Origin of the sequence: Nitrobacter vulgaris, assembly GCF_002028545.1 — a bacterium.
GTDB classification, from domain to species: Bacteria; Pseudomonadota; Alphaproteobacteria; order Rhizobiales; family Xanthobacteraceae; genus Nitrobacter; species Nitrobacter vulgaris.
The window spans coordinates 1-23,862 of record NZ_MWPQ01000023.1; the positions used below are offsets into that span (position 1 = coordinate 1).

Sequence of the window (23,862 nt, forward strand, 5' to 3'; positions counted from 1 at the left end):
CGCCGCATCGCCACCAGATATGATCGTCTCGCAATCAATTTCCTCGCAGCCGTCTGCATCGCTGCGCTGGTCAGTTACTGGTTATGAGTCCGGACCCTAAGGTTGAGTTACATCGGGTCACCTGCGGTAATCGTGCGTGGAGAAAGTGGTTGGATGGAAACGTTGTTCATTGGGTATTGATTTTTCTGTACTTTGGAATTTTTGCTGCGTTGGTTGTTCTTAACAGTCGAATGCAAAAAAAAGCGCGCACATCTCAAGATCACTTCCTTTCGCCTTTGCCTCTGGCTCGCCTGTTCATGATGCCCGAATTTTATCTGCTCGGGATTTTGCTCGGGTTAGGTATCGCCGTCGGTTTTGCCATGACCGTACCCTTTCGCACCTGGAGCGATTTGCTGACATTACTGTGGAATTGAGCCTTACATAGGAACGTGCAATGGCAGATTCTGGCTTTCGCGGCATCACCTGAACGAACGCGGTGCAGTCATGAAGCTAAATGCTGCACAGGTGAAGCGGACCTTGACTGAGATGGATTGCTCAGGTCCTTCCAGACGATCATCCGGCGGTTAACCAATTGGTCGAGTTGTACGGCAACCACGCCTACTTTCTCGATCGGGGCGGTCTAAAAGTTTTGGCGGAATCAGATATGCTGGCGGGTAAAGTCTTCAGTCTTGCTGACTGGAGCGATGCAACTTTTAGGTCTCTCCTAGCACACAAGCCAACGTCAACTGGTGTTGTGATCGCCTTCAACCAGATGAAACATTGATGTTTTGAAATAAAGTAAGAAACATGGCTCGATCGGCCACGCCACCTATCAATGCCGCCCGGCTCGATCACTCGCTCTAGTCCACGCTGCTTGACTTCAAGCCGATGCAGAAGTCTGCAAACTGGAGCTCAATCTGCCGAACGACCTAGTGCGGAGTATCTGCATTGCCCCTCGATCCGCCCCTCCGGCGGCAGGAACCAAGGGATGAAGGGGTCGCGAGCCTGACTAACATCGTCTTCGGGCCCGCAGTGGACGGCGTAACGGTCTGTAATGATCGTAGGAAAGTGACGCTACTCTATTTGGGAACGGGGTCGCCTAGCCCTTCCGCAGGATTATCGAGACGACGCGGCGCGCGCGAGTTTAACGGCAGCGCCCAACGCGCGAGCCGCATTACGTTCTTTAGCCTATCTCCACCAGCCTCCGACCGGCTCGGCGCGAGGGAAGATCGGCTTGCTTGCGCCATTGCTGGAAATCTGTCGGCGACAATCCTGTTGAAGCTACGATGAACCAGAAATGCTCTGCTCTCAGTTAAGCCAATTTGGTTTCATTCAGTGCTGACGCCCGACAGATGACATATGGCACCAATGTGATTGGTCGACACGAGAATGGTTCTTACACGCTTGTTCTTTAGGGCGGCACACGTCCTCAATGATCATCGACAGCGTTGTCGGCGACGAAGGTGCAACGCTCGTCGCCGCCCCGTTCGCTCACCGCAATCGCGCAATTGAGAAGCCCCCTGGCGGCCAAATCGGAGTAACGCGCTTTGATCGCGTCACGCACCCGCCGTCCCCGCGCGATCGCCCGCTCGCGCGACTTGGGAACTCGTGCGTCATATTCGAAATGCACTAGAACCGGCACCGGCAGACCGTGCGCGGCGTTGAGCTTGGTGAAGATATCAATCCCGACATCCATGTCGGGCGCGCCTTCCTCCATTGTATTGAGGTGAGCGAGATAAAACAGATTGCGCAGCTGCAGCGGCCGCAGCTTCTCACCGGCGATGATGTACTCCTCGTCGTGCCCGATGGTCTTATAGCGGCCGGTGTGGTGCTTGATGACGTATTCGATTTGCGACAGATTGGCCTCGGCCAGCGCCAGCACCAGGCGGCGCATACCTTCGTGCATTCGGTCGGTGCCCTGGCTCCCGTCATCCATGCCCTCGGCGACGGCGACGGTCTCGGCGATATGGACCCGCGCCGCTTCGGGCGAAAGACCAAGGGTATCGCGGTAGATTTGCGCAGTCTCAAAGTAGCGGTGCGCACTCGGTTCACCGAAGCCGTCGGGCAAGTGGATGCGCAACGCATCCAGATCCGTATCAACACCGATGAGCAAGACATCAGGCACCGCGCCCGTGCCAAAAGTCCGGTCGATCGCCGACCGCAACTCGCACAGGCGCTGCAACGCCGCCTCTGTGGCCTGACGGTCGTTGCTGCCGTGAGCCGCGCAACCGTGATTATCGGGCGAAGAACTGCTGAAATGATAAACGGCGATCTTGAGGAAGTTCAGGCGGTCCCCATCGACCATAGCGCCCGACAGTCGCTTGATTTCGCGCTCTGCCCAGTCTGACACATTGGCTTCGACATTAAACAGTGCGCCGGCATACCCCTTCACTCGCACATTTGGCCCAGGCAAAAAGCGCAGCACATAGGCTCCGACGCCCTGCAGCCGGCCGTCGGAACACGGACTGATGTCCACGGTGTGGTAACCGCACGAACGCAGAAAATTCTCGTCGAGCGGCAAGCGTTGGCGCCAACCGATCTGCTCGGTCTGCGCGTTATCGACGCTCAACTTCAGAGAGCTGAATATGCAGCGTGAATGCAGCGTGGACAAATCCAGCCCGGACACCCAGGCGTCCTCGAGCACCTGCGTCGGAAGATCGAAGCCGAGTTGCTCGCGGGCAAGCTGCCGCGCCCGCCCGATAAAATTCTCGTCGTGCTGATACGTCGAGATACGCTTGAGCACCTCGACGATGCGGGTAAAACGCGAGCGCACGGTCCGTTCGTAATCGAACAGCAGGCGATTGAGATCGCGATCAACCAGCGCATGCTCACACATCTGCTCGCGGCCGGTCATGCGCGCCGGACGATCAAGCATAGCTGCTGCCACGGGCGTCGCCGCGGCAACCGGGCTGGCTTTTCGTCGCAGGGCCTTACGGCGTTTAACCGCGCGGCGAAGGGTGAGGTCAAACACCTATACATTTTCGTTGTTTCCAGCGCAGGCATTCAGCCCAGAAACATAATCTTAAAAAGCCAAAGATAAAAGTTAAAAATTCATGTTGACACTTTGTTTTATATGAATGATGTCGGTAGACTGATGTCTAATACATCTTCACAAATGAGTTGTGTATGTAAATTGATGCTTGATGCAACAGTTCGTATGGTGTAGATATACTCCGTGCACGTCGAGTCGAAGCCGCTAATTCATGATTTCCGCTAATCAACTCAGAGCCGCCCGCGCGCTCCTGAATATAGATCAACGGCAAATAGCCGAACTGGCGGATCTTTCAGTCCCGACCATTCAGCGCATGGAAGCAAGCGACGGCGTCATCCGTGGCAATGTCGATTCCTTGATGAAATTGGTTTCAGCTTTGGAGAATGCGGGAATCGAGTTGATCAGTCCGGGTGGTCATAGCTTGGCTGGCGGTCGAGGCGTTCGGTTAAGGGAACAAGTCACGCCGCCAAAGATGAAGAATATAAAGCAACGCAAGCCTTCCTCGTCGCGGACGCCGGAACGCGTTCGATGAATACAAGAGGAAAATGGATTTCGCCATCCAAGATGACGACAGCGCTGAAGATAACTGTACTTGCGAGCGGATTTTGGCGCCTGAAGGCGCCGAGATGGCATTTGGGCGCCTATGCGTATCCGACGTGCGCGCGGGAGCGGTCTTCCATATTTGATCTGGACGCCGGGGCTACGATTGCCGCCGACGTCCTAAGTCGACCGCTCGGTCTGGGCTTTTTGCCTGACGGGAATTTATTTATCCCATGTGCGCATACGGAAATCACTGACAAGGGATTCATTCAAAGATGCCTTCACCATATTTCACTGGGTTGATGTGCCGATGCCCGCGCTGCGGCAAGGGAAAGCTCTTCGACGGATTCCTGACGTTGAAACCCGAGTGTGAAAAGTGCGGTCTGAATTTCACCTTCGCGAACGTCGGCGACGGGGCCGCCGTATTCGTCATATTGATCGCCGGTGCCGTCATCGTCGTCGCCGCCCTGGTTACTGAAATTAAATATCAGCCGCCATATTGGGTTCACGCCGCGCTTTGGATTCCGATGGTCCTGATCGTGACGCTTTGGCCGCTGCGGGGACTGAAGAGCCTCCTCATCTCGCTGCAGTATCACCACAAGGCATCGTAAGCGAAGCTCGTCCCACGCGTCGATGAATAGCTCCGGAGGTCAGCCTGAACGTTTAGGTTCGCGCTGCGTTCGGTGGCTCGCAGCAAGCCAAACGTGCTCCGCCGCGTGCGTGTAAAAAATCGCCAGGCCGGCCCGGCCAGGACATCCGCTCACATCGTTCCGGACGTCCATATCAGCAAAGCAGCAATGATGAGCGCAGAATTCCGGTGACGCAAGGAGTTTGGTGATCTGAAGGGCCGATCAGGTAAAGCGCTTGAAAGAACTCGAGAAGAGAATGACCGGCTGCGCAAGGCTGTGTCGGACCTGACGCTGGAGAAGCTAATCCTGAAAGAGGCTGCCTCGGGAAACCTCTGAGCCCTTCCCGTCGCCGTCGCTGCGTCGACCACGTCATGGTGGAGTTCTCCGTTTCGGAGCGCTTTGCCTGCAGGGTTTTCGGTCAGCATCGTTCGACACAGCGCAAGACGCCGAAAGGCCGAGCAGATAAGGAGGCGTTGACCGCCGACATCATCCGGCTCGCTTTTCGCTCAAGACTACTGGCCGCTTCGTTCCTGCCCAAGCATCGAACGTGCTTCGCTTGTATCTCCCTACGCTGAACGCGACGTTTTCCACCTACGCCGGCTGCGGCGTGCACTTTCCCACCGATATTCTTCAGGAACGGCCGCTCGAACTCGCTCAGCCTGTGATCATGCTGCGGCTTCAGGATTAGCCGAGCGGCTGCGCCCCTCATCGCCGAACAGATAGACCCTGTTACGGCCAGCGGCCTTTGCGTCATACAGCGCTATGTCGGCCTCTGCGAACAATTCGGTAATCCGCCGGCGATGCGGGCGGCCGACGAGGGCAACTCCAATCGAAGCACCAACTCTAAGGCTAAGACCGTTCCAGAAAAACGGCTGGCGCAGCATCACGACGGTTTCCTGCAGCAAACGCACGATCCGGGCAGGAGCTGCTGGAGCGCTCAGGATGAGTGCAAACTCGTCACCGCCCAGCCGGGCGATCAGGCCCGCATTGCTGAAAGCCTGTCCCAAACGCATCCCAATCTCGCGCAGGCATGCATCGCCGGCCTCATGGCCGAACGTATCGTTTAGGTCCTTGAAACGGTCAAGATCGATCAGCACGAGCGCCGACGTGAACCCATAGTTGAGATTGTCACCAACAATTTCCCGATAACGAGCTTGGAACACAGAGCGATTAGCCAGCCCGGTGAGCGGGTCCGTCTCAGCTTTCCGCCGCAGGCTTTCCAGTGCTAGCCGGTCAGAGGTGATGTCCTGTTTGTATCCGAAGATACGAACCGGCCGATCCTCCTCTCTGACCGCGCTGATTGAGAGTCGTATCCAGCGTCTTTCGCCGCGCCAGGTCCTAATCTCGGCATCGAGCGACATTGCACGACCGCTCCGGATCGCCTCGGCCCGAGCTCGTTCCATATTACATCGGGACCGGTCCTCATAGAGTTCCACGATGCTCGCGCGCCGCAGCGGGGTACCCATCGGATGCTCGAATATATCGTAGACGCCAGAAGTCCAGGTTAGGCGCTCCGTCTCAAGCTCGCATTCCCATACGCCAATGCAAGCATGGGCCAACGCTTGATCGTAGAGACGCGCGCGAACCTCGGCCGGCAGAAGTGCGGCAACATGGTCGGCTTCATCTTTCATTTACGATCCAGCTGTCTCTAGGGATCTTGCCTAATTCCTATGGACTAAAGCTGCGGAGTTAACGCTTTCTAACATGCGGCCGTACAGATTCGTGCCTTCTTCATCTTGATCATTTCCATTGCCGCCAGCTTACTTCATATACTTGTCGGGAAAGGGCAGCACCTTCTTGGGATAGCGGCCGAACCAGTTGTAGCCGTCTTCGATCTGCGGTTCTATGCCTGTCCTTCGGCGCGGGCACTGATGGCCCCGAACCTCGCGAAGCTGTCGAATGCATGAGCACGAATGCGGCGATACGAGATGCTTGGGCGAATTTGTGTGAACTGAGGGGAATATCGGCGCTGTGGCGTTCAGCCGTACAGGCGATCCGGCCAGCGGTGAGTTTGCTGATGCTGTTTTGCTGAAAGCGTTTGGCGAAGTGCCGAGTGATTTGAGCGCGTAATCCAAATTTTGGGTTCGCGACGAATCTATTTTCTTGAAGTTCCGCAGCTTCAGCCGGATAATTGATCGAGGTCCTTGGCTATTAGCATCCGAGGAGGACGATCATGGCAATCCAGATCGTGATGGACCGTACCGGCGACAGCCGGAACTTTTTCAATGCGAATGACGCACAGGAACTGGCTAAGGCGGAGCAGCGATTTTGCGAGCTGACGAAGGTCGGCTTCACCGCCGCGGTTCGGACCGGTGCGGGGCAGGTCTCGCAAATCCGATCGTTCGACCCGGACGCGGAAGAAACCGTGTTCTTCCCCAGGCTGGTCGGCGGGTAGAAACGGTCAGCGCCATGTCGCGACTTCCACCATGCGAACGCTCGCGTATAAGAGCCGTAAGGGCGCTTTTCATCAGACTTGGGGCCGAGCGAACTGCGGAGGGCCGGTCTTTGCGGCTTCTGCGGGAGTGGCTGTCACCGGTGCAACGGATGCAGTTCGCGGAAAAGGAATACTTCGAAGTCGTCGGTGGCGACACGGGCAGGCGGTATAGGATTTATCCCGGCACCATGTCGAACGTCTGCGAGGTCGACGAAACAGGCCACCCGAGGCTAGGGCTGTGTTTTCGAACAATGGGTGAGCTGCCGATCGGTGACGTGATGCTTGCCCAGAAGATCGCGTTGGAAAACTGCGAGAGTGGCGTTCTCGCGGTGGCCAGAAGTTTCGTTCCCGGCATTTTCATGTTTCGGCGAGGCAGGCTGCTCGGCTGAGCAGTCTGATTTGAACTTTCGCATCTGCGCCGGGCGCGTAGCCGTTCACGGGCCGCGCCTATGTCAAAGGAGAAGCCACAATGAATCGGCATACTCTTCTCAGCATTGTTGCGATAACGGCTATCGGACTCACAACGCTGGCCGGCAGCGCCGTTGGCCAAGAGACAGGCGAGCACAAGTTGTTTGCGCCCCAGGACATCGTGTGGGGACCAGCGCCATCATCCCTCCCGCAGGGTGCGCAGGCGGCAGTGCTGTATGGCGACCCGGGCAAGGAAGGTCTGTTTGCTCTTCGGCTGAAGGTGCCAAAGGGCTATCACATTGCGCCGCACACTCATCCCAAGCCAGAGATCGTCACCGTGCTCTCGGGAGCAGCGCGGCTGGGAATGGGAACGACGGACGATCACGACAAAGCTCAGGTTCTTCCCGCGGGTAGTTTCTTTGCTATGGCCGCTCGTTCGGTGCACTCGTTCTTCGCCGACGACGCCACGATTATTCAGCTCAACAGCTCCGGTCCATGGGGCATCAACTACATCAATCCCAAGGATGATCCGCGTCCGAAGATGTAATAGCGGGATCAACGCCGAAGGTTGCGGGCGGGCTTGCCAAGAGCGCGACCTCGTTGCGTCCGTCCCGCGTGTCGCGGCCGTGACCTGCTGAGGAGTGTCTTTGGTTTCGCACGAAGTTCGGGACTACGCTCTCCGGAGGGGTATGGCTACCCAGCGGGTAGCGTCATTCATGCCGATGTTGGCCGCGCTTCAAAAGCCATTCGGACGGGCGGCCGCGAATAGTCTTGAGGCCGTCAAGAGCGAGTTCAGGGCCGCGTAGGGCGTTTCTATGGGGCTGTGGGCCAAAGAACGCGCGGTTGCCCGGAACCACTCCCGTCTCACTCAGTTACTTACATTAAGCGGGCGTGAGATCGCCATCACCATGACCCTATTCCTGAGCAACGTTTTGATTCCGATCGCGGTGGCTGCGGTCGCTGCCGTACTGCTCATGGGTCTGATCAACATGATGCGCGGCGGTAGTCCCAACCTATCGCAAAAGCTTATGCGAATGCGCGTCCTTCTCCAGTTCATCGCTATTGTCGTCACAATGACGACGCTCTGGATGGTGGGACAGCAATAAAGTTCGCGACTGGTAAGTCCTTTTTGTCTTGTCGGGCCCGGACCGCTTTCGGCTCTAATCACTCAACAACCCCCGCTGCGCTTGAACATTTGTCGTGCTGCGGAACTAGCATCAAGCCAGCCAGTGCAAGCATCAGGAAAGTTGCGCTAATCACGACACCTAACTTCAGCGTTTGCGCAGGTGATTTGCCGCCAACTGTTTCGGCTCGCTCCCTAATTTTGTCATACCGCCAGAGAGCAAAACCAAATATGGCCCCCAGGATAGTTCCCGTGACAGCCGACGCTATTGCAAGCGTATCCAGATGTAGGGGGTACCGGACACCAGACTTATTGATGCAAATGATAGCGGTCCACCTACGAGGCCAATGAGCACAAACGCCAGCACCGAGACATGCGTTACGGGTCTTAAGAATGCGGCGGCAAGTGGCAGAATCACGCAAGTGAGCGGCCACGCGTACACGCTCCCTGAAATATGGTCACGAGAGAAAGGACGCCTATAGCAGTAGGCCCAAGAAGGAATCCAAAAAGCCACAGCGGCAAAACCGCCGAAGAGATCACGCCGAGAAAGCCAGCAAGCGGTGTGAGTAAGAGCCCCAGCAGGATAGTGAAATTCGCTCGCTGCGCCGACATTGGTATCCTTTTAGGGCAGTTGCTCGCCTAACGATTTGAGGTTTTTCAGGGCGGTCTTGTTCTGCGGATCAATTTCCAACGCCGCCTTGTAGTCGGTCACCGCTTCAGAGCGTTTACCAAGGCTCTGGTACGCCGCGCCACGCCACGCGAGTGTTTGGCTCGATCGTGGCATGATTTTCAACACGGCGTTGTAATCCTCGATCGCCTGCCTATAGAGGCCGAGACGGTGTGACGCGAACCCACGACCGAGATGAGCATCGGCAGTTTCGCGCGGTGCCGACGCTGGATAGTAGCCGAGGGCCAAAGCCTTGTCGTAGTCAGCTTTGGCTTCCTCGAAAGAGTCCAGAGCGTTGTAGGCATTGCCGCGTTCGCGGTAGTAGCTCGTGACCTCGCCATCCTTTCGGATTGCTTCAGTGTAGCGCTCGACGGCCTTCCATATTGTCGGAGCTTTTGCTGGACCTCGCCTTCCCCGAAGGGGAATCCTCCATCAGTTGGAACCAACGCGCTGCCTTTGCGGAAATCGACTAACGCATCGTCGTAACGTCCGCGTCTGAAAAAATAGAATCCTCGCTTGGAGTAGAAGCTGGGATCCAGAGGCTCGATTTTCAGGGCCGCATCATAGTCGTTCTCGGCGCGCTCGTACTGCTCTAGGTCCTCGTACGCAAAGGCGCGTTGCCGCAACAGATCGCGTCGAACCTTGGCGTCATATGAACCGCTCTCTAGCCCATAGGTATAGAGACCAACGGGTCGGACAGAATGTCCGGACCCCAAGCCGTCTTGAGCTTGTACTTCTTCGCCAGATCATAGGCGGTGTCGGTGCCGGCGAACATGATTTTCTGCTTTTGACGGTTTGCTGATCCTTCCGGGTCAGGATTGGCAGCAGGTTGAAGATTCGGCCGCCGCTCTGCTTCAGCAAGGAAAATGCGGACATATTCGTCACGGCGTGTGAAGATGAGCTGTAGGAGATCTGCCCGGTCTGACCAAACGCTCATCCGCCGCCACGCCAAACGAGGCCCAGTCCATGGATGCGAGAAGCGTAAAGAGTGCTGAAGATGCCCGTGCGCTGATCGAGGCGCGCCGTCTGTCCCACGTCAAGGTCGGCGTGGTCGATCTCGACGGCGTCATCCGCGGCAAATATCTGGCGCGGGACAAGTTTTTCAACGCGCTCGAATCGGGGTTCAAGTTCTGCGATGTGATCTTCGGCTGGGACTCCAGTGACCAGCTCTATGACAAGTCGACCTTCACCGGCTGGCACACCGCATTTCCGGATGCGACCGCCCGCATTGACCCCGCCACCTGCCGCGAATTGCCGACCGAGCCGGGCATGCTGTTCTTTCTCGGCGAGTTTGATGACGCGGCAGCGCAGCTCTGCCCGCGGCGACTTCTCAAGCGCGTGATCGATCGGGCGACCGAGATGGGATTTACCGCCACGGTCGCTGCGGAATTCGAGTTCTTCGTCTTCGACGAGACACCGCACAGCATCAGGGAGAAGAACTTTCGCGATCTGAAAAACCTTACGCCCGGCTGGTTCGGCTATTCCGTACTGCGTTCGTCGGTCGAGGCGGATCTCAATCGCGGGCTGCTCGCGCTATGCGATGAGATGGACATTCCGCTGGAAAGCTTTCACACGGAAACGGGGCCCGGCGTACTGGAAGCCGCCATCCAGTACACGGATGCGCTCGCGGCCGCCGACCGCGCGGTCCTGTTCAAGACCTTCTCCAAGGTATGGGCCGAACGTCAGGGCAAGATGGTGACGTTCATGGCCAAATGGTCGGATGCCTATCCCGGCCAGTCCGGCCATCTGCATTTGTCGCTGCGCGGTGCCGATGGCAAGCCGGCATTCCACGAAAGCGGCCGTCCGGGCTACATGTCCGACACCATGCGTCATTTCGTCGGAGGCCAGCAGGCGCTTCTGCCTGAACTTCTGGCCATGGTCGCGTCGACCGTGAATAGCTATTCGCGACTGATCCCGGGTTTCTGGGCTCCGACCGACGCCACCTGGGGTATCGAAAATCGCACTTGCGCCTTGCGCGTGATACCGGGATCGCCGTCGAGCCAGCGCGTCGAATACCGAATCGCCGCTGCCGACATCAATCCATATCTAGCCATCGCCGCCGCGCTCGGCTCGGGACTCTGGGGTATCGAGCACAAGATTGAGCCTGATGAACCGATCACCGGAAATGCCTATGACATGAAGCATGCATCTGCCCGCACGTTGCCGCGTACATTGTCGGAGGCTGCGGATCGGCTCGCCGGATCTGCCATTGCCCGAGAATTGTTCGGCGAGCTCTTCATCGAGCATTTTGCCATGACACGGCAATGGGAGGAGCGCGAATTCCGCAAGGCGATCACCGATTGGGAACTTGCCCGTTATTTTGAGATCATCTGAAACCCGACGCTTCCCAAGAGTGATATCGTGAACGATGTCCCGGCTCAAATCATATTATCTCCGACTGAAGCATTGAGAGCCGTCCATGCACGTTCAAATCACTGGAGCCTGGAATTTTCCGACGCGCGTCATTGCGGGGCCCGGGCGCATCGCCGAGTTGCCGGATCTCTGCCGGGCTCATGGCATCACCAGGCCATTGCTTGTCACGGATGCAGGACTCGCCAAGTCTGACATGATCGCGAGCATCGCACGGCTCGTGCGCGAGGCGGGAATCCCGATCAGCATCTTCTCCGATGTCAAAGGCAATCCGGTCGAGTCCAACCTGACGGCCGGCGTTGTGGCGTTCAAGCAGGGTGGTCACGATGGCGTTGTCGCAGTCGGCGGCGGCTCGGCACTCGACGTCGGCAAGTGCGTGGCGTTCATGGTTGCCCAGTCGCGGCCGGTCTTTGATTTCGAGGATGTCGGCGACCAGTGGACAAGAGCCAACACCGACGGCGTCGCCCCCATTATCGCGGTGCCAACCACCGCCGGCACCGGCTCTGAAGTCGGGCGCGCAAGCGTGATCACTCGCGAAGACACGCACGAAAAGAAAATCATCTTTCACCCCTTGATGATGCCGAAGGTCGCCGTCGAGGACCCGGAGCTCGTGGTCGGCCTACCGCCGTTTCTGACCATGGCAACGGGCATGGATGCGCTGGCGCACTGCTTCGAGGCCTATTGTGTGAAAGCCTTTCATCCGCTCGCCGATGGCGTGGCGCTGGAGGGTATAAAGATCGTCGATACCTATTTGCCACGCGCCGTCGCCGACGGAAGCGACTTGGAAGCTCGCGCCTACATGTTCGCGGCGGCGTCGATGGGAGCCACGGCTTTCCAGAAAGGGCTCGGCGCGATCCATTCGGTGTCGCACCCCGTCGGCGCGCGATACGATACGCACCATGGCCTCACCAACGGTGTCATCTTCCCCTACGTCATGGTGTGCAACAAGAAAGCCATCGCCGACAAGATCCCGCACATTGCTCGCGCACTCGACCTGCCGGGCCGTGATTTCGATACTGTGCTGAACTGGATTATGGCCTTGCGGAAGAATCTTGGGGTACCGCATACGCTGGCGGAACTCGGCGTCAAGGAAGCAGATGCCGGAATGATTGCGAAAGATGCGGTCAAGGATCCGACCGCTAGCGCCAATCCCCGGTCACTGACCGAAGCCGAGTTCGAGAAACTCACGCTAGCCGCGATCCGCGGTGACCTCGGGGGATAGGCCTTGCTGCGGTTATTGGTTCTTGAAGGCAACTCTCGATCCGGCCGCCGCCGGATTGCGCAAACTGCGGGGGCGACTCCGGGCGAGAGCTACGCCGATCTACTCCGGACCCTAGCTCCCCAAGCGGCGGTCGATATTTATCTTGGAACTGACGAAGGTGCTTCGTCGCCTCAGCCAATCGATGCCTATCATGGCGTTGCCATTACCGGCTCGTCGCTCAACATCTACCAGTGCGAAGCCGAATCGATGCGGCAGATCGAGTTTGTTCGCGAGGTCTTTGCTCGCGGGATTCCGATGTTCGGGTCGTGCTGGGGATTGCAGCTTGCGGCAGTGGCGGCAGGAGGGGAGGTTGGGCTCAATCCCGCAGGTCGGGAAGTGGCATTCGCGCGCAAGATCACGCTGACCACGGAGGGACACCTACATCCAATGCATGCGCGTCGCGCCGCGGCATTCGACGCGCCGGCCATCCATAGCGATGTCGTTACCCGTCTTCCGGCTGATACCGTCATCACGGCACGAAATGCGATCTGCGAGGTGCAGGCAGCGGAGATCCGCTTTGGACGGGGCGTATTTTGGGGGGTGCAGTATCATCCGGAATATCGTCTGCACGACGTTGCTTCCGTGATCCGTCGTTACGGCCAGACCTTGGTTGACGAGGGCTTTTTCGCTGATCTTGCTGAACTCGAACGATATGCCGCCGATCTGTCCGCGCTCGAAGCAGACCCAAAGCGGCGTGACATCGCATGGCGTCTCGGACTGGACGCAGATATTGTTAGTGACGCGATACGCCAGACCGAGCTTGCGAACTGGGTCTCCTTTTTGGAGTGCAAATGAAAGACCTGACGATCTCCACGCAACTTTCGCAGCGATCGGGGTAACCGACGACGGCGAGGTCTGTCGTCTGACAGCGGGTCAACTGGATAGCCTCGGCCGAAGGGAACGCCGCCTCGAACAGCATTGTCACAAGGACTGCCGTATCAAGGGCATTTGATGTGTGGCTCATACTAGCCCACTTCTTCCGCGTCGTTATCGAGCAAATCGACCGGCGCAATCACGCGCTCATCTTTAAGCCGTTCGTCCGACGATCGTTGACGGGCTAAATAGGCGTCGAGGATCTCCTGGTGGTTTGGTGCCAGCGTCTCTTTTTGAGAGCTTCTGCCTTACCGGTAAGGTCAATGCCCAGCTGTTCAGAATACGTAAAAACGTCACGCCGCGCGTGGCGATCACCCTTGGCAAACTGGTTTGCCAGTTGCTCGAAGCCCAGCTCAACCTTCGCCAGGGTCATGCGTCGGCCGTTGCGCGTCAGCGGAACCTTCTGCTTCAATGCATCTTCGAATAGCCTCTTCACGTCTGCGAACATGGAATCTTTTCGCGGACGCCCTTTAGGATTGGGCGAGGGACCTCCTTTTTTCCAGCGTGTTGCTTTCGGCGGGCGGCCAGGGCCAACGGTGGCGTCATCAGAGGATGGGTTCTTCCAGGGCACGACGACGGTGCGCGGTTGAGGAATATGCCTTGACGCTAAACAAGCGCGCTCTGCCGATTACGCTTGGTTCTTTCTACCTTGCCTATTACGCGGAACCCGCAGGCGCCGTGGCGCTATGGTCCAGCCCAGAAAATGCCGATGCTGCTTCCTTTATGGCCGACGCTGACGCGAGGTGTCGGACCACACGCGAAAAGCTGGTCAACGCCAACCCATTCCTCAAGGTGCTAACGGTCGGAGACATTAAGAGGTGGGCCGATCGCAAGATGACAGCCGTCAATTCACTGGGGTGCGTGTGAAGACCTGAAGAAGGTGCGCGTGGAATTACGCGGTTCATGCTCCATTCGCGCGGGCTTTATGGCAGCCCATTCAAATCAGCGAGTGGAGAGCGCATGGTCCGAGGCTCCCGTTGATCGCTTAAATCAAATTCAGACTTATGCCTTCAACCATGAAACAATCGTCGCTTCCCAGATTACCCCATAACCGGACATGCTGCTGACATGTCAAAATCGACGCGAATGACCATCTCCGATATCACCCTCTGGCCCCACCACTGCGTATGCCCCGCTACATGAACTCGCCCTTGGCGAGTCAATCGTCATAGCCGTTCTACAAAATGCCAAGCTAGACGAGTCATCTGCGGAACAGTCCGCCCACCGCACGCCCTACGCCGTGCACAGCGCCGCCGATCGCGCCGATTGGACCGCCGACACCACGCGAATAGCGAGCGCGGCCCCCAGCGCGACGACGGTGTTGATGGCCAGATTTGCCGGCGTTCGCGCTGGTGTCCGTTAGTACCTTATGCTGGGTGGCGTTGAGGAAGCCAGTCGTAGGGTAGCCGTTTTTCTCCTGCCAGCGCGCGATAACGGCGCGAGTCGATTCATCGAACTTCCCATTGATCTTGGTGTCGAACCCGAGCCTGGTTAGCCTACGTTGCACTTCACGGCGCTTTGTTTTGGTGAGGCCGATCTGTTCCTCGGTCTTCTGAGTCGCTTCGTCGGTAGCGATCGCCGTATCGGCAGGTATCAACGTCTCGCGAGGCGTGCTGCTCAGACCAGCCATAGCAAAGTGCGCGCTATCGATGATCGCTAGAATGGACAATGCCAGGATCAAGGCGCGCATGCCCTTTCCTTCGCCCTCAAGTCGGATGGTTCGGTCTAGAAAGTAGGAGACACACCGCGCCGTCTGAACCATCAAAATCCGGCCGCGCCACTCCGCTTCGTCGCGGGGTAAACTGTTGTCCGCCGCAGACGGTTCCATAGCCTCGCCGATTGTCACGCCGTATTGCACGCGGGGGCAATGGGAACGGCACCGCCCTTGGCCCTTCGGGATCAACCTTAAAAACGGCCAGAGCCTCAGGTTCCCGAGATGTGATGCATGAGTCCGTTCGTGGGCCCTTTTAGGAATTGGCGCGATGTCGGACTTGAGGCATGCCCGATGGCGACGCAAGGCATAATCCAAAGAGGTTCGTGTTGAACGCTGGCCGGAGGCGACGGCGGTCATCCCGCGATGATCGGCGGACTCCAGCAGAGCATATCAGCCTGCCGACGACACAGCTCTCGCCAGGCTCGGATAGGTAATCCCACCCATAAACATGATTTCATTGCGCACTCTTCGAAGACTTTCCAGCTGCAGGCGACTTAGTCACAGCCCATGGATCGTACTTTTCCTTGGAATCGGGAATGCGTTTGAGAGCTTCCTGATAGGCCTTTTCGTCGACCTTGGGCTTGTTGCCTGCGGCTGCAGGACCGCCGCCCTTATGCCCACGCTTGCCGCCTCCCATCTGCGCTTGTGCAGGCACTGCGAACAACGCCAGCACCGCCACTGCCATCACCAGAAACCTCATCGCGAGCTGTCTCCCTAGCCGTCGCTTGGCGCAAGCTAATTCTCAGACAGCCGCTCGTAAGTCGGGAACGCCATCTGTCGGGAGCTTATTGAAAGCGCCGACGGACTTTCATGCCGGCCCGAGATTACGAAACTCCCCGAACCGCGGCGCAAGACTGCTCTGCTTTGACAAACCGGCGACGCGAGCTGGTTGAAGGTTTCGCGCCACCAGATCGAAACGGCTTTCTGACGAAGTTTCTCCGAATAACAGCTGTACCCCTAAGTGTCCCTGTCGGAAACCTAATCCGGCTGGCAATTTCAGCACTTTGGATCGGTTGATATTTGCTGGGCTGTATCGTTTGGCGCTAAGTGTTCTAGGTGCTCCGGCGATTTTGAAACTGAGACGGTGATCGTGTCGCCGAATTGCTACAGCGTATGTCGAGGGCATCATTTTAACATTTAACGCACTAAATCTGATCATGGGGCATCACAGCTTGATCATAAGTAATCGCATATAATGGAGCGGTCCATCACGGAGCACAACGGTGCCGGTTTTGGAGAAGATTATTTATTTGTTTCGGCTCCGGGTGCGATGGGCGTCTTTCAATTTGAAAGGATTGCCAAAATGGCCGAAGAACTCGATTCTGTTATCGAAGCCCTTTCTAGTGCCAAGCTGAGTCTGAGCAAGGCAGTCGAACAAATGACAACCGGCACGGCGGCGTCGAGCCTTTCCGAGGCTCAGTTGAGCCGGCTTAAGGCGCTGTCGGACCAGAACACTGGTTGTCAGAACAGCGGCTGCGGCGGTGCGGAAGCTGCGCTGGCGGCGAAAGCCGGGGGCCGGAAGTAAGTCCGTTCGCCTCGTCCGGCGGAAGCCAATGTTATTCCGCCGGACGTTTCTGATGCGGGTACGCTGCTCGGTTTGATAACCGTGCTTAGCTGCTAATGAGGCCCGATCATGCAGAAGCTGTCCTCATATGTTGTCGCATCACCTATATTCTCCGAGGATAACGCACCCCTTCTAGTGGTTCTCGCCACCCGGACGGGCGTCGTTTTCGAGTTGCCGCTATCGATCTGGCAAGTCTTGCGGTCGGGCGCATTCGAGAAACTGAACGCCAAGACCCGGACCGAGCTGTCGGAAGCGGAAATACTGGTGCCGCAGGCGGAGGACGAGCTCGCGGTTGTGCTATCGCGCAATCGCGAGGCGATCCGGACCAATACTCATCTGAATTACGTAATCCAGCCGACCGCGCATTGCCAGCTCGGCTGTGGCTACTGCGGCCAGACGCATGAGCGAAGAAACCTCAGCACAGAGAACGAGACGGCCATTCTGCGGGACGTCCGAGACAGACTGGATGCCGGGAAGTTTGCAGAGCTGAACCTCTGCTGGTTTGGCGCCGAGCCGCTTTCCGGACTTGTGCAGATGCGCTTCCTGACGCCCCAGCTTCGCCGAATTGCGGAAGAAAGGAATGTTGAATACCGGGCGAGCATTGTTACCAACGGACTGGCAATGTCCCCGAAGATAGGCGCTGAGCTAGTGAATACACTCGGGGTTGTGTCTATCACCGTGTCGCTCGATGGAACTGCGATGTATCACGACCGGCGACGGCATACGAAATCCGGTAAACCGACTTTCAACCAGATCCTTGCGAACCTCGTGGCGCTGGCGGATACGATCGGCTCCGATCCGGTGGAGATCAAGGTCCGCTGCAATGTCGACCGGGAGAATGCGCCCGATGTTGTACGGCTGCTACAGCGCCTGCATGACGAGGGGCTGCACCGTGCGGTCCAGTTCTATACGGCGCCGATCCACTCCTGGGGCAATGATGCCCATCGGCGGAGCCTTGACCCGGAGGACTACGCCCGCATGGAGCTGTCCTGGTTCGTGGAGATGAAACGGCTGGGCTTTTCGGTGCCGCTCGTCCCCAAGGTGCAGCATGTCGTCTGCCTTGCGGTGCAGCCGCAGGGAGCGCTGGTCGATGCGCATGGCACGCTCTTCAACTGCACCGAGGTCTCCTATGTGCCGAGCTACGGCACGCCAAACCGATTTGCCATTGGTGATGTCATGAGCGGCGAGCGGGGCACGACGCGCGATGTCCTTGGTAGCTTCAACGATCAAGTTCAGAGCGGCGCCTTCGGCTGCAGCCGCTGCCGAATGCTTCCTGTTTGTGGGGGCGCATGTCCGAAGGAATGGGTCGAGGGCCGAGCGCCCTGCCCCAGCTCCAAGCGCAATATGGCGGAACGGTTGCTTTTGGCGGCGGCTTTCAATCGCACCGATTCGGCGACTGATCCGGCCGAGGCTGCTCCCGTCGAAGCTGCGTAGGCGGTGGCGCAAGCCGGTTCGGAGAACGGTTATGCGGATCACGCGGGACCGTATTCATCTAGAGCCGGACGGCGTTCTGCTGATCGGCCTAGCCGGCCCGATCCTGATCCGGAGCGAAACGGTCAGGGAGATGATCGAGGCGCTTCTGGCCTATGCCGATCCGACTTCTGGAGAAGTCTACGGGATTCGGCCGCACGGCGGCCGAATGGAGGCTTGTTACACTGAACTGACCCAGTTGCTTGAGATAGCGGGCGTGGCGGATGCTGGAAGTGCTGCGACGCAGGCGCCGCGCCCACGCGAGGGCCACGTGCTTATTGCTGGCGATGCCGATTGGGTGCCGGCCTTGGCCGAAGAACTCGCCCATTCGGGGATAGCGTACCTGTCGTTCTGGTATCCTGAGCCGGGTGGCAATTGCGACGCGGCAACCAGTCCGGAAGCTCTGTGCAGCAGGATCAAAATCATGGCCCCGGAATGCATCGCCCGCTTGCACGCATGCGCCGACAGAGAATGGGATTTACCTCCGGATGTGGACCTCGTCGTAGGCGCGCTGGCCCCGGTCAGGGTAGGACGGCAAGTCGAGCTGGAGCGCGCTTGCCGCGCTGTCAGGATCGCCTTTCTCGGGGCGGAGATCGTCGGCACGCGGGGTTGCATCGGCCCGATCTCCCTTCCAGGCACCGCGGGTTGCTGGCTCTGTGCACGTCAGCGGCGCCGTGCGCATAACCCCGATCCCGAGGCGGTGGCGCGCGCCGATCGTCTGACGGTTGTGAATTACCCACCTCTGCCGTGGGACGTGGCGCGGTCCTTCGGGCAATCGGTTGCGGTGGAGGTCCGGCGCTATCTCCGCTCAGTTGCTGAAGGGTCGCTGCGCGCGCATGTGCGGATCGTCGAGGTGCACGGGCAGACCTCGGCGCGCCATGGCTTCGTTCCGATGCCTTGGTGCGAGACCTGTGGAACGGATGGTCCGGCACTGCCGCGGCCGGACCTTTCGGCCACCGTTGACGAGACTGACGTAGAGACGATCCGAACGGCGTTCCGGAACTGGATCGATCCGGAAACAGGACCGATTGTCGGGCCGGTCCTCCGGGAGCTGCCGCAGTTCGCGCGCAAAGCTTTTGTTGCGGTTGCGGAGATTGCCCCTTTTTGCGCGTTTCGAACCGATCCTACCCTACCGGAGCCGGCGTCTGGCAAGGGGATGGCGGGAGGGACAGCAATGCTCGGCGCGATCGGAGAAGCGTTCGAAAGATATGCCGCTTCGCGCTGCGATCTTGATACCCTGGTCCAAGCCCGTATGGCCGAGCTCGATGGCCTAGTGCTCGATCCGCGTCGGGTTGGAATGTATGATGCTGCGCAATATGCCGCCGAAGGCTTTCCATTCGCGCCCTTCGATCGCGAGGCAGTTCATTTTTGGAGGTTGGCGAACAATTTGCGAACCGGAACGAAGACGTGGGTACTGGCCAGTCAACTGTACTACAAGTTTCCGTCCGTGTTTTCGGATTTCGTCGCGCAAGTCACTTCGAACGGGCTAGCCGCTGGAGCGGACTTGGAAAGTGCAACGATGCGGGCCGTTCTGGAGCTCATTGAACGGGACGCGGTCATGGTCGCGTGGCTCTGCCGCGACCCGGGGCGCCAACTGCCGCTCAATCTCTGCGATGCCGAGACCCGCGACATCGCCGGTGAACTGATGTCCGCGGGCGCTTCTGTCGCATTTTACCTGCTCGAGGGCGCGGGAAAGACTCCGGTGGTTCTGTGCACAGCCATGGGAGACGGACGGTCATGGCCCGGCCTATCCGCCACTGCGGCGGCGCATCCCTGTCTCCGGCGTGCGGCCCGAGGGGCGATGCTGGAGCAGGCCGTCTCGGGCTTCGGCCTGAGGAAGATGCTGCGAGAGGGAAGTGGACCGCGGCCAATGCGTCCAGAGGAGGTGCGCTGCGGCCAGTTTCTCGACCACGCTTGTTATTATTTGCCTAAGCGAGAGGAGGAGTTGGCGTTTCTTCGAAACGCGCCGAGCTACGAACCGGAGGTGGAGAGTCATGACGAGCCGATTCCGAGCCTTGCTGAATTGGCGGCCCGTCTGGCCGGCGATGGAGTCGAGATCACGGTGGCCGACCTTACCCCGCCCGACGTGGCGAGCGCCTCCATCCATGTCGTCCGCGCCGTCGCGGCAGGTCTACAGCCACTCCATTGCGGTTTCGGAATGGAGTTTCGCGGAAGCTGGAGGCTTCGACATTGGCGGAGGAAGGCGCTGAACCCGGCACCACACCCATTCTGCTGACCGAGCCGGCTGCAAAACGGTGACAGCTATCGTCTCGCGACGGCCAGGCGATCTCTCCGAATTGCTCAAGTTACTCCGCTGTCGGATTTGTTGTGACGTTGATCCAGACCATCTCTCTGCGGTCGAGCCGGACGATGACGAAGGCATAGAGCAGGTCGGAACCGATAGTCGGGACAACGAACGGCTGATCGGATCGATCCGGCGCGAGTGTTTGGACCACATCATTGTCTTGAGCGAGGTGCATCTGCGCCGGGTACTCAATTTTATGCCGACCATTGCAACCGTGTCAGAACCCCTCGATCTTTGGACAAGGATGCGCCGGCTTCCAGGCCGGTTCACCGAACCGGTGTCATTTGTTCACACGCCATTCTGGGCGGACCGCATCACCGCTACGCCCGTGTTCAAGTTTTCGGTACATACAAGGTTGTGGATCGTATGCGCGAGATCGGTGATGTCGGTGATCCGTTGAACCCATTGCTCGACGTAACGCGGCACAGCTTCTCTACCGATACCGATCTGGATCGCGCGATATGGCAGCGGCTGAAGGTGAAGATCGCGCTCAGGGTCCCACCGTATCCGAACCAGCGAAGCGGCCTTCAGCTTGACCCAATCGTCCTTGCTTGTTGAGGGATCGGATGGCCAGTGCCCAAAGCCCATTCTAACGCCCGCGCAGGGCGCCAGGAAATATCTGGCAAGGCTGCCGATCTACCCTCTGATCGTTAGCACTAATCGGCAGCCTCCGATTAGCTTCCTATCAACGAGTAGCCGCTTGAACGCCCGCTAGCGCGGCTTGGAGCGCCACTTCTTTCGTATGATCGAGCGATGTTTTCAACACCGTTCCGCCTTCACCTCTTAGACCTTCTAGCACTTTGTCGGCGGTGACCTTACGTACCAATACGAAGAGCGCAGCGGTCCCAGGCTGAATTGCGGCGGCAGTTTCCTTCATCCATTTGTCGTTGATGCCGACATCCGTTAGATATCCGCTAAGTGAACCGGATGCCGCGCCAAGCGCAGCCCCTGCCAGCGGCATCAAGAAGATCAGGCCGATAAGTGTTCCCCAAAAAGCACCCGAAACCGCACCCGTAGTCGTAGTGTTGAGTAGCTGGTTGAGTTTGACACGGCCTTGAGCATCCTTCGCTGCGATCACCGCGTCGCCGAGCTCAATCAGATATTCCTTCTGCATCGTCAGCAATTTCTGACGAACCTCTTCAGCCTTCTCTTCCGTAGGAAACGCGATCACGACTAGATCACTCATGTTAGGGTTCCTTTTTGAGTTCAGTTTTCTTCGAGAACATTCGCGATGGGCGGTTGCTTTGATCTAAGTCAAAGACGAGTGGCATGGTCTTTAGAAATGCACGGACTGGCAAGAATACTTTGTCTTGAGCCTTATAGGCAGGAAGGATGAACGAATGCACAAGTTCGGCGAGGCGTGGACCACAAGCTGCGGGGGGCTCCAGCACGCTGACATTACAGATTTCTGGGCCGGCTGCTGCATTCTTATTCTTCGTGAAATCGATTTCGGTCTGTTTCGCTAACCATTCTTACGATCTTGCCGAAACTCTCGACAGATTTACTGCACGCGATCCAGCAGCGTCGGTGCAGAGCGATTTTGACTTGGAAAAAAGTCGCCGCGCGGCTAGGCGACTTCGGAAGCCGACTGGAGGACTCGAACTTTCTCCATCGTTTAGATCTTGCTTGTATAGTTAAGTGATCATCTCGATAAAGGTGAAAGGGCTTGCGAGATCTGGGTCTCTGGTAGCTTCAGGAGCCCGCTGAAGGGCGTGTTGAGTTCAGCAATCAAAAACAAAGCGCTCGCTGCTGACAATGCAAAGAGACCTACGAAGACCATTACAGTCGGATTGATCGCTCCGAGAATGCTGTAGCTTGCGAAGATAACGGCGAGCCAGAAAATAAGAAGCACCAGAAAAGGTACTGGAAGCGTGCTGCCCGAGTCGGTGTACAAATGTAGGCGAGCCTGGGCGCCGCGGTTTATGACCTCGTCGATTTGCTTCCTGAACTGGCGTTGCTGCTCGGTCGCATTTGGCAGTTGATAGATAGTAGCCGAGAAGCGCTTCCAGGCGTCCGACGCCACGAACGCGTGATGGCCCAGCTGGCTTGCCGGAGCCCAGATGCCATTTGCCAGTGCTGCGGATTGCTGCCGCAAGGCTTCCCTCGCTCCGTCGGCCGGCGGGCCATATTCGGAAAGCAATTGGTCAAGCAAAACCAGATCAGATGATATCTGATTTAGCTGGGATGCGGTTGAATCATAAGAAATCTTTGCCGTCGAGATCAGCAGACCAAGAATGAGAGCTGCCAGTGTTGAAAGCAATCCCACGCCTGACTTGATAACACTGATGGCTTGATCGTTGAGATGATGCTCCGGAAGGCGGTCGCGCAGCCATGAACCGACAGCGACCCCGCTGACCATTGCTGCGAGTGAGACGATCAATAACCACACGGATTCGCTCACGCAGCGTGCCTTCCAGAGTTGTTAGCAGTCAGCTCGCGATCAAATAGTTTTGGAACTATATCATCGAAGGGCTTTTAGGGCATGCCTGGGCTGCGACGCCCACGTCCGTCCAGACTGCAGCGGAACCGATCGGGTTCGTCCAGAAAGAGCCGACGTCTTTTCGAAATGCCACTAATTCCCCTTTCTCGAGGCTAGGGTTTGGGTCCTGACGCCAAAGGGGATCAGTGTACGCACGAGATGACATGAGATATCAAGTTCAGCGCGGTTTTGATAAACTCGGCTACGTCACTTGCAATGTTGATGACGCGGTTGGGCGGTCACGCCAGATCCACTGCAAAGCGTTTGAGATCGGCGAGCGAGCAATGTGTCAGCGCACCCTCATGAGTGGCGCGCAAGACCACTCGCGGTGCTCGGTTTGCTTGGAATGCTTCCTGCCAGCGGGGTGCACATAAGCACCAACGGTCTCCGGGTTTCAGGCCTGGGAAACCGAACTCCGGCAATGGAGTCGAAAGATCGTTGCCGCGCGATACAGAAAAATCGAGAAACGCTGCAGTTACGACGACGCAGACCGTGTGACTACCATTGTCTTCTGGTCCAGTGTCGCAGCAGCCGTCCCGATAAAACCCCGTCATCGGCCTGATCGAACAAAGTTGAAGCGGCTCGCCGAGCACGTTCCGACTTGTACGGCGGTGAGGGTCGCCCCCACTATCCTGATCGTCCCTTAGCATTGCCGCACCTTGCCTTCATCCCTGCATCTGGCACCGAAAAAGCGGGCGCCGATGGCAATGTATGGACTAAGCGTTGCGACGCAAGCTGAAAAGCCGGGTTCGCCTCACGAACAGCGATCGCTGGTTCTTTGTCCAGCTGTATCGCTGGTTTCCGTCGATCCTGCAGGTTCTCATGATTGTCCGGCCCGAGACGCTGGTGCGTTGGCATTGGGCTGGCTTTCGCCGCTATTGGCGGTGGAGATCGCGCCCACTGGGAGGGCGACCTCAGATCGAGACGGAGCTGCGCGTAACCTATCGATCTTTGGACAAGGATGCGCCGGCCTCCAGGCCGGTTTACCGAACCGGTGTCATTTGCTCACACGCCATTCTGGGCGGGCTGCATTAACGCTACGCCCGTGTTTAAA

General features: G+C 58.0%; 27 protein-coding genes and 4 pseudogenes. 18 read left to right on the forward strand and 13 right to left on the reverse strand.

Features of this window, described 5'->3' with window-relative positions; genetic code table 11:
• A pseudogene (locus B2M20_RS18955) lies at nt 1-87 on the forward strand (IS5/IS1182 family transposase); the annotation flags it as partial.
• Between the two features lie 62 nt (nt 88-149).
• Nucleotides 150-413 carry a hypothetical protein gene (locus B2M20_RS04965; RefSeq protein ID WP_139372842.1) on the forward strand — a complete coding sequence of 88 codons (264 nt, stop codon included), beginning with the start codon at nt 150-152 and terminating at the stop codon, nt 411-413.
• A 995-nt stretch (nt 414-1,408) separates the two neighbouring features.
• Here the strand turns inward: B2M20_RS04965 and B2M20_RS04975 are convergent.
• Complete coding sequence (locus B2M20_RS04975) at nt 1,409-2,866, reverse strand: carboxysome shell carbonic anhydrase (RefSeq protein WP_244553429.1); 1,458 nt, start codon at nt 2,864-2,866, stop codon at nt 1,409-1,411.
• Between the two features lie 316 nt (nt 2,867-3,182).
• On the opposite strand from B2M20_RS04975, the gene B2M20_RS04980 reads away from it, so the two are divergent.
• The 3 genes and pseudogenes from B2M20_RS04980 to B2M20_RS04990 all read left to right on the forward strand — a co-directional run.
• A complete protein-coding gene (locus tag B2M20_RS04980) occupies nt 3,183-3,503 on the forward strand; it encodes a helix-turn-helix domain-containing protein (protein ID WP_079445979.1) in 321 nt (106 codons plus the stop codon).
• Between the two features lie 283 nt (nt 3,504-3,786).
• The gene (locus B2M20_RS04985) at nt 3,787-4,122 is read left to right on the forward strand and encodes a DUF983 domain-containing protein (RefSeq protein ID WP_079445980.1); all 336 of its coding nucleotides are present in this window, start codon (nt 3,787-3,789) and stop codon (nt 4,120-4,122) included.
• Nucleotides 4,123-4,332: 210 nt separating this feature from the next.
• Nucleotides 4,333-4,640: pseudogene (locus B2M20_RS04990) on the forward strand (IS3 family transposase); the annotation flags it as partial.
• Between the two features lie 165 nt (nt 4,641-4,805).
• Here B2M20_RS04990 and B2M20_RS04995 read toward each other — a convergent pair.
• The gene (locus B2M20_RS04995; RefSeq protein ID WP_079445981.1) at nt 4,806-5,771 is read right to left on the reverse strand and encodes a sensor domain-containing diguanylate cyclase; all 966 of its coding nucleotides are present in this window, start codon (nt 5,769-5,771) and stop codon (nt 4,806-4,808) included.
• 218 nt (nt 5,772-5,989) lie between these two features.
• On the opposite strand from B2M20_RS04995, the pseudogene B2M20_RS20125 reads away from it, so the two are divergent.
• The 5 genes and pseudogenes from B2M20_RS20125 (at nt 5,990) to B2M20_RS05020 (ending at nt 8,088) form a co-directional block, all read left to right on the forward strand.
• Nucleotides 5,990-6,210: pseudogene (locus B2M20_RS20125) on the forward strand (hypothetical protein).
• Between the two features lie 103 nt (nt 6,211-6,313).
• Nucleotides 6,314-6,535: a hypothetical protein gene (locus tag B2M20_RS05005; RefSeq protein ID WP_079445982.1), complete on the forward strand. Its 222-nt coding sequence runs from the start codon at nt 6,314-6,316 to the stop codon at nt 6,533-6,535.
• A gap of 14 nt (nt 6,536-6,549) precedes the next feature.
• A complete protein-coding gene (locus B2M20_RS05010; protein WP_079445983.1) occupies nt 6,550-6,963 on the forward strand; it encodes a hypothetical protein in 414 nt (137 codons plus the stop codon).
• 80 nt (nt 6,964-7,043) lie between these two features.
• A complete protein-coding gene (locus B2M20_RS05015) occupies nt 7,044-7,529 on the forward strand; it encodes a cupin domain-containing protein (protein WP_079445984.1) in 486 nt (161 codons plus the stop codon).
• A gap of 361 nt (nt 7,530-7,890) precedes the next feature.
• Nucleotides 7,891-8,088: a twin transmembrane helix small protein gene (locus tag B2M20_RS05020; protein WP_079446034.1), complete on the forward strand. Its 198-nt coding sequence runs from the start codon at nt 7,891-7,893 to the stop codon at nt 8,086-8,088.
• 639 nt (nt 8,089-8,727) lie between these two features.
• On the opposite strand, the gene B2M20_RS05025 is transcribed toward B2M20_RS05020, so the two are convergent.
• The 3 genes and pseudogenes from B2M20_RS05025 to B2M20_RS05030 all read right to left on the reverse strand — a co-directional run bounded on the left by B2M20_RS05025 (nt 8,728) and on the right by B2M20_RS05030 (nt 9,709).
• Complete coding sequence (locus B2M20_RS05025) at nt 8,728-9,021, reverse strand: tetratricopeptide repeat protein (protein WP_079445985.1); 294 nt, start codon at nt 9,019-9,021, stop codon at nt 8,728-8,730.
• A pseudogene (locus tag B2M20_RS20750) lies at nt 9,022-9,198 on the reverse strand (hypothetical protein); the annotation flags it as partial.
• 238 nt (nt 9,199-9,436) lie between these two features.
• A complete protein-coding gene (locus tag B2M20_RS05030) occupies nt 9,437-9,709 on the reverse strand; it encodes a hypothetical protein (protein ID WP_079445986.1) in 273 nt (90 codons plus the stop codon).
• Nucleotides 9,710-9,738: 29 nt separating this feature from the next.
• On the opposite strand from B2M20_RS05030, the gene B2M20_RS05035 reads away from it, so the two are divergent.
• From B2M20_RS05035 to B2M20_RS05045, 3 genes are all read left to right on the forward strand, one after another.
• On the forward strand, nt 9,739-11,106 hold the full coding sequence (locus tag B2M20_RS05035) for a glutamine synthetase family protein (protein ID WP_079445987.1): 1,368 nt from the start codon (nt 9,739-9,741) through the stop codon (nt 11,104-11,106).
• An 85-nt stretch (nt 11,107-11,191) separates the two neighbouring features.
• Nucleotides 11,192-12,364, forward strand: a complete 1,173-nt coding sequence (locus tag B2M20_RS05040; protein WP_079445988.1) for an iron-containing alcohol dehydrogenase — start codon at nt 11,192-11,194, stop codon at nt 12,362-12,364.
• Nucleotides 12,365-12,367: 3 nt separating this feature from the next.
• Nucleotides 12,368-13,198, forward strand: coding sequence for a type 1 glutamine amidotransferase (locus tag B2M20_RS05045; RefSeq protein ID WP_079445989.1), 831 nt, complete (start codon nt 12,368-12,370; stop codon nt 13,196-13,198).
• A gap of 262 nt (nt 13,199-13,460) precedes the next feature.
• Here the strand turns inward: B2M20_RS05045 and B2M20_RS05050 are convergent, their stop codons facing one another.
• The gene (locus B2M20_RS05050) at nt 13,461-13,847 is read right to left on the reverse strand and encodes a DUF5681 domain-containing protein (protein WP_210189121.1); all 387 of its coding nucleotides are present in this window, start codon (nt 13,845-13,847) and stop codon (nt 13,461-13,463) included.
• A 29-nt stretch (nt 13,848-13,876) separates the two neighbouring features.
• Between B2M20_RS05050 and B2M20_RS05055 the strand changes: the two genes are divergently transcribed.
• Entirely contained in the window at nt 13,877-14,143 is a 267-nt protein-coding gene (locus B2M20_RS05055) for a hypothetical protein (protein ID WP_139372843.1), read from the forward strand.
• A 334-nt stretch (nt 14,144-14,477) separates the two neighbouring features.
• Here B2M20_RS05055 and B2M20_RS05060 read toward each other — a convergent pair whose 3' ends face one another.
• Complete coding sequence (locus tag B2M20_RS05060) at nt 14,478-14,966, reverse strand: peptidoglycan-binding domain-containing protein (protein WP_079446035.1); 489 nt, start codon at nt 14,964-14,966, stop codon at nt 14,478-14,480.
• 478 nt (nt 14,967-15,444) lie between these two features.
• A complete protein-coding gene (locus B2M20_RS05065; RefSeq protein ID WP_079445992.1) occupies nt 15,445-15,690 on the reverse strand; it encodes a hypothetical protein in 246 nt (81 codons plus the stop codon).
• A gap of 495 nt (nt 15,691-16,185) precedes the next feature.
• On the opposite strand from B2M20_RS05065, the gene B2M20_RS05070 reads away from it, so the two are divergent.
• The 3 genes from B2M20_RS05070 (at nt 16,186) to B2M20_RS05080 (ending at nt 20,260) form a co-directional block, all read left to right on the forward strand.
• Nucleotides 16,186-16,515, forward strand: a complete 330-nt coding sequence (locus B2M20_RS05070) for a hypothetical protein (protein WP_079445993.1) — start codon at nt 16,186-16,188, stop codon at nt 16,513-16,515.
• 108 nt (nt 16,516-16,623) lie between these two features.
• Nucleotides 16,624-17,988, forward strand: a complete 1,365-nt coding sequence (locus B2M20_RS05075; RefSeq protein ID WP_079445994.1) for a radical SAM/SPASM domain-containing protein — start codon at nt 16,624-16,626, stop codon at nt 17,986-17,988.
• Nucleotides 17,989-18,019: 31 nt separating this feature from the next.
• Nucleotides 18,020-20,260, forward strand: coding sequence for a TOMM precursor leader peptide-binding protein (locus B2M20_RS05080; protein WP_158081503.1), 2,241 nt, complete (start codon nt 18,020-18,022; stop codon nt 20,258-20,260).
• Between the two features lie 70 nt (nt 20,261-20,330).
• Here the strand turns inward: B2M20_RS05080 and B2M20_RS19430 are convergent, their stop codons facing one another.
• The 3 genes from B2M20_RS19430 to B2M20_RS05090 form a co-directional block, all read right to left on the reverse strand.
• Nucleotides 20,331-20,504 carry a hypothetical protein gene (locus tag B2M20_RS19430; RefSeq protein ID WP_158081504.1) on the reverse strand — a complete coding sequence of 58 codons (174 nt, stop codon included), beginning with the start codon at nt 20,502-20,504 and terminating at the stop codon, nt 20,331-20,333.
• 113 nt (nt 20,505-20,617) lie between these two features.
• Nucleotides 20,618-20,917, reverse strand: coding sequence for a DUF4291 family protein (locus tag B2M20_RS05085; RefSeq protein ID WP_079445996.1), 300 nt, complete (start codon nt 20,915-20,917; stop codon nt 20,618-20,620).
• Between the two features lie 97 nt (nt 20,918-21,014).
• Complete coding sequence (locus B2M20_RS05090; RefSeq protein WP_079445997.1) at nt 21,015-21,515, reverse strand: DUF1269 domain-containing protein; 501 nt, start codon at nt 21,513-21,515, stop codon at nt 21,015-21,017.
• A 154-nt stretch (nt 21,516-21,669) separates the two neighbouring features.
• Between B2M20_RS05090 and B2M20_RS20535 the strand changes: the two genes are divergently transcribed.
• Nucleotides 21,670-21,795 (forward strand): hypothetical protein, encoded by a 126-nt coding sequence (locus B2M20_RS20535; protein ID WP_274533942.1) that lies wholly within the window; start codon nt 21,670-21,672, stop codon nt 21,793-21,795.
• A 176-nt stretch (nt 21,796-21,971) separates the two neighbouring features.
• Here the strand turns inward: B2M20_RS20535 and B2M20_RS05095 are convergent, their stop codons facing one another.
• Entirely contained in the window at nt 21,972-22,730 is a 759-nt protein-coding gene (locus B2M20_RS05095) for a bestrophin-like domain (protein WP_139372844.1), read from the reverse strand.
• 317 nt (nt 22,731-23,047) lie between these two features.
• On the reverse strand, nt 23,048-23,458 hold the full coding sequence (locus B2M20_RS05100; RefSeq protein WP_079445999.1) for a DUF2237 family protein: 411 nt from the start codon (nt 23,456-23,458) through the stop codon (nt 23,048-23,050).
• Between the last annotated feature and the right edge of the window lie 404 nt (nt 23,459-23,862).

Excerpts from the sequence above, each read along its gene's own strand:
- B2M20_RS05080 (WP_158081503.1), top strand. The coding sequence starts at position 18,020 with ATGCGGATCACGCGGGACCGTATTCATCTAGAGCCGGACGGCGTTCTG.
- B2M20_RS05035 (WP_079445987.1), top strand. The coding sequence starts at position 9,739 with ATGGATGCGAGAAGCGTAAAGAGTGCTGAAGATGCCCGTGCGCTGATC.
- B2M20_RS04985 (WP_079445980.1), top strand. The coding sequence starts at position 3,787 with ATGCCTTCACCATATTTCACTGGGTTGATGTGCCGATGCCCGCGCTGC.
- B2M20_RS05040 (WP_079445988.1), top strand. The coding sequence starts at position 11,192 with ATGCACGTTCAAATCACTGGAGCCTGGAATTTTCCGACGCGCGTCATT.
- B2M20_RS05060 (WP_079446035.1), bottom strand. The coding sequence starts at position 14,966 with ATGCGCGCCTTGATCCTGGCATTGTCCATTCTAGCGATCATCGATAGC.
- B2M20_RS04995 (WP_079445981.1), bottom strand. The coding sequence starts at position 5,771 with ATGAAAGATGAAGCCGACCATGTTGCCGCACTTCTGCCGGCCGAGGTT.
- B2M20_RS05070 (WP_079445993.1), top strand. The coding sequence starts at position 16,186 with ATGGAGCGGTCCATCACGGAGCACAACGGTGCCGGTTTTGGAGAAGAT.
- B2M20_RS04980 (WP_079445979.1), top strand. The coding sequence starts at position 3,183 with ATGATTTCCGCTAATCAACTCAGAGCCGCCCGCGCGCTCCTGAATATA.
- B2M20_RS05010 (WP_079445983.1), top strand. The coding sequence starts at position 6,550 with ATGTCGCGACTTCCACCATGCGAACGCTCGCGTATAAGAGCCGTAAGG.
- B2M20_RS05020 (WP_079446034.1), top strand. The coding sequence starts at position 7,891 with ATGACCCTATTCCTGAGCAACGTTTTGATTCCGATCGCGGTGGCTGCG.
- B2M20_RS05065 (WP_079445992.1), bottom strand. The coding sequence starts at position 15,690 with ATGAGGTTTCTGGTGATGGCAGTGGCGGTGCTGGCGTTGTTCGCAGTG.
- B2M20_RS20535 (WP_274533942.1), top strand. The coding sequence starts at position 21,670 with ATGCACAAGTTCGGCGAGGCGTGGACCACAAGCTGCGGGGGGCTCCAG.
- B2M20_RS19430 (WP_158081504.1), bottom strand. The coding sequence starts at position 20,504 with ATGCACCTCGCTCAAGACAATGATGTGGTCCAAACACTCGCGCCGGAT.
- B2M20_RS05075 (WP_079445994.1), top strand. The coding sequence starts at position 16,624 with ATGCAGAAGCTGTCCTCATATGTTGTCGCATCACCTATATTCTCCGAG.
- B2M20_RS05090 (WP_079445997.1), bottom strand. The coding sequence starts at position 21,515 with ATGAGTGATCTAGTCGTGATCGCGTTTCCTACGGAAGAGAAGGCTGAA.
- B2M20_RS05085 (WP_079445996.1), bottom strand. The coding sequence starts at position 20,917 with ATGGGCTTTGGGCACTGGCCATCCGATCCCTCAACAAGCAAGGACGAT.
- B2M20_RS05015 (WP_079445984.1), top strand. The coding sequence starts at position 7,044 with ATGAATCGGCATACTCTTCTCAGCATTGTTGCGATAACGGCTATCGGA.
- B2M20_RS05005 (WP_079445982.1), top strand. The coding sequence starts at position 6,314 with ATGGCAATCCAGATCGTGATGGACCGTACCGGCGACAGCCGGAACTTT.
- B2M20_RS05030 (WP_079445986.1), bottom strand. The coding sequence starts at position 9,709 with ATGAGCGTTTGGTCAGACCGGGCAGATCTCCTACAGCTCATCTTCACA.
- B2M20_RS05100 (WP_079445999.1), bottom strand. The coding sequence starts at position 23,458 with ATGCTAAGGGACGATCAGGATAGTGGGGGCGACCCTCACCGCCGTACA.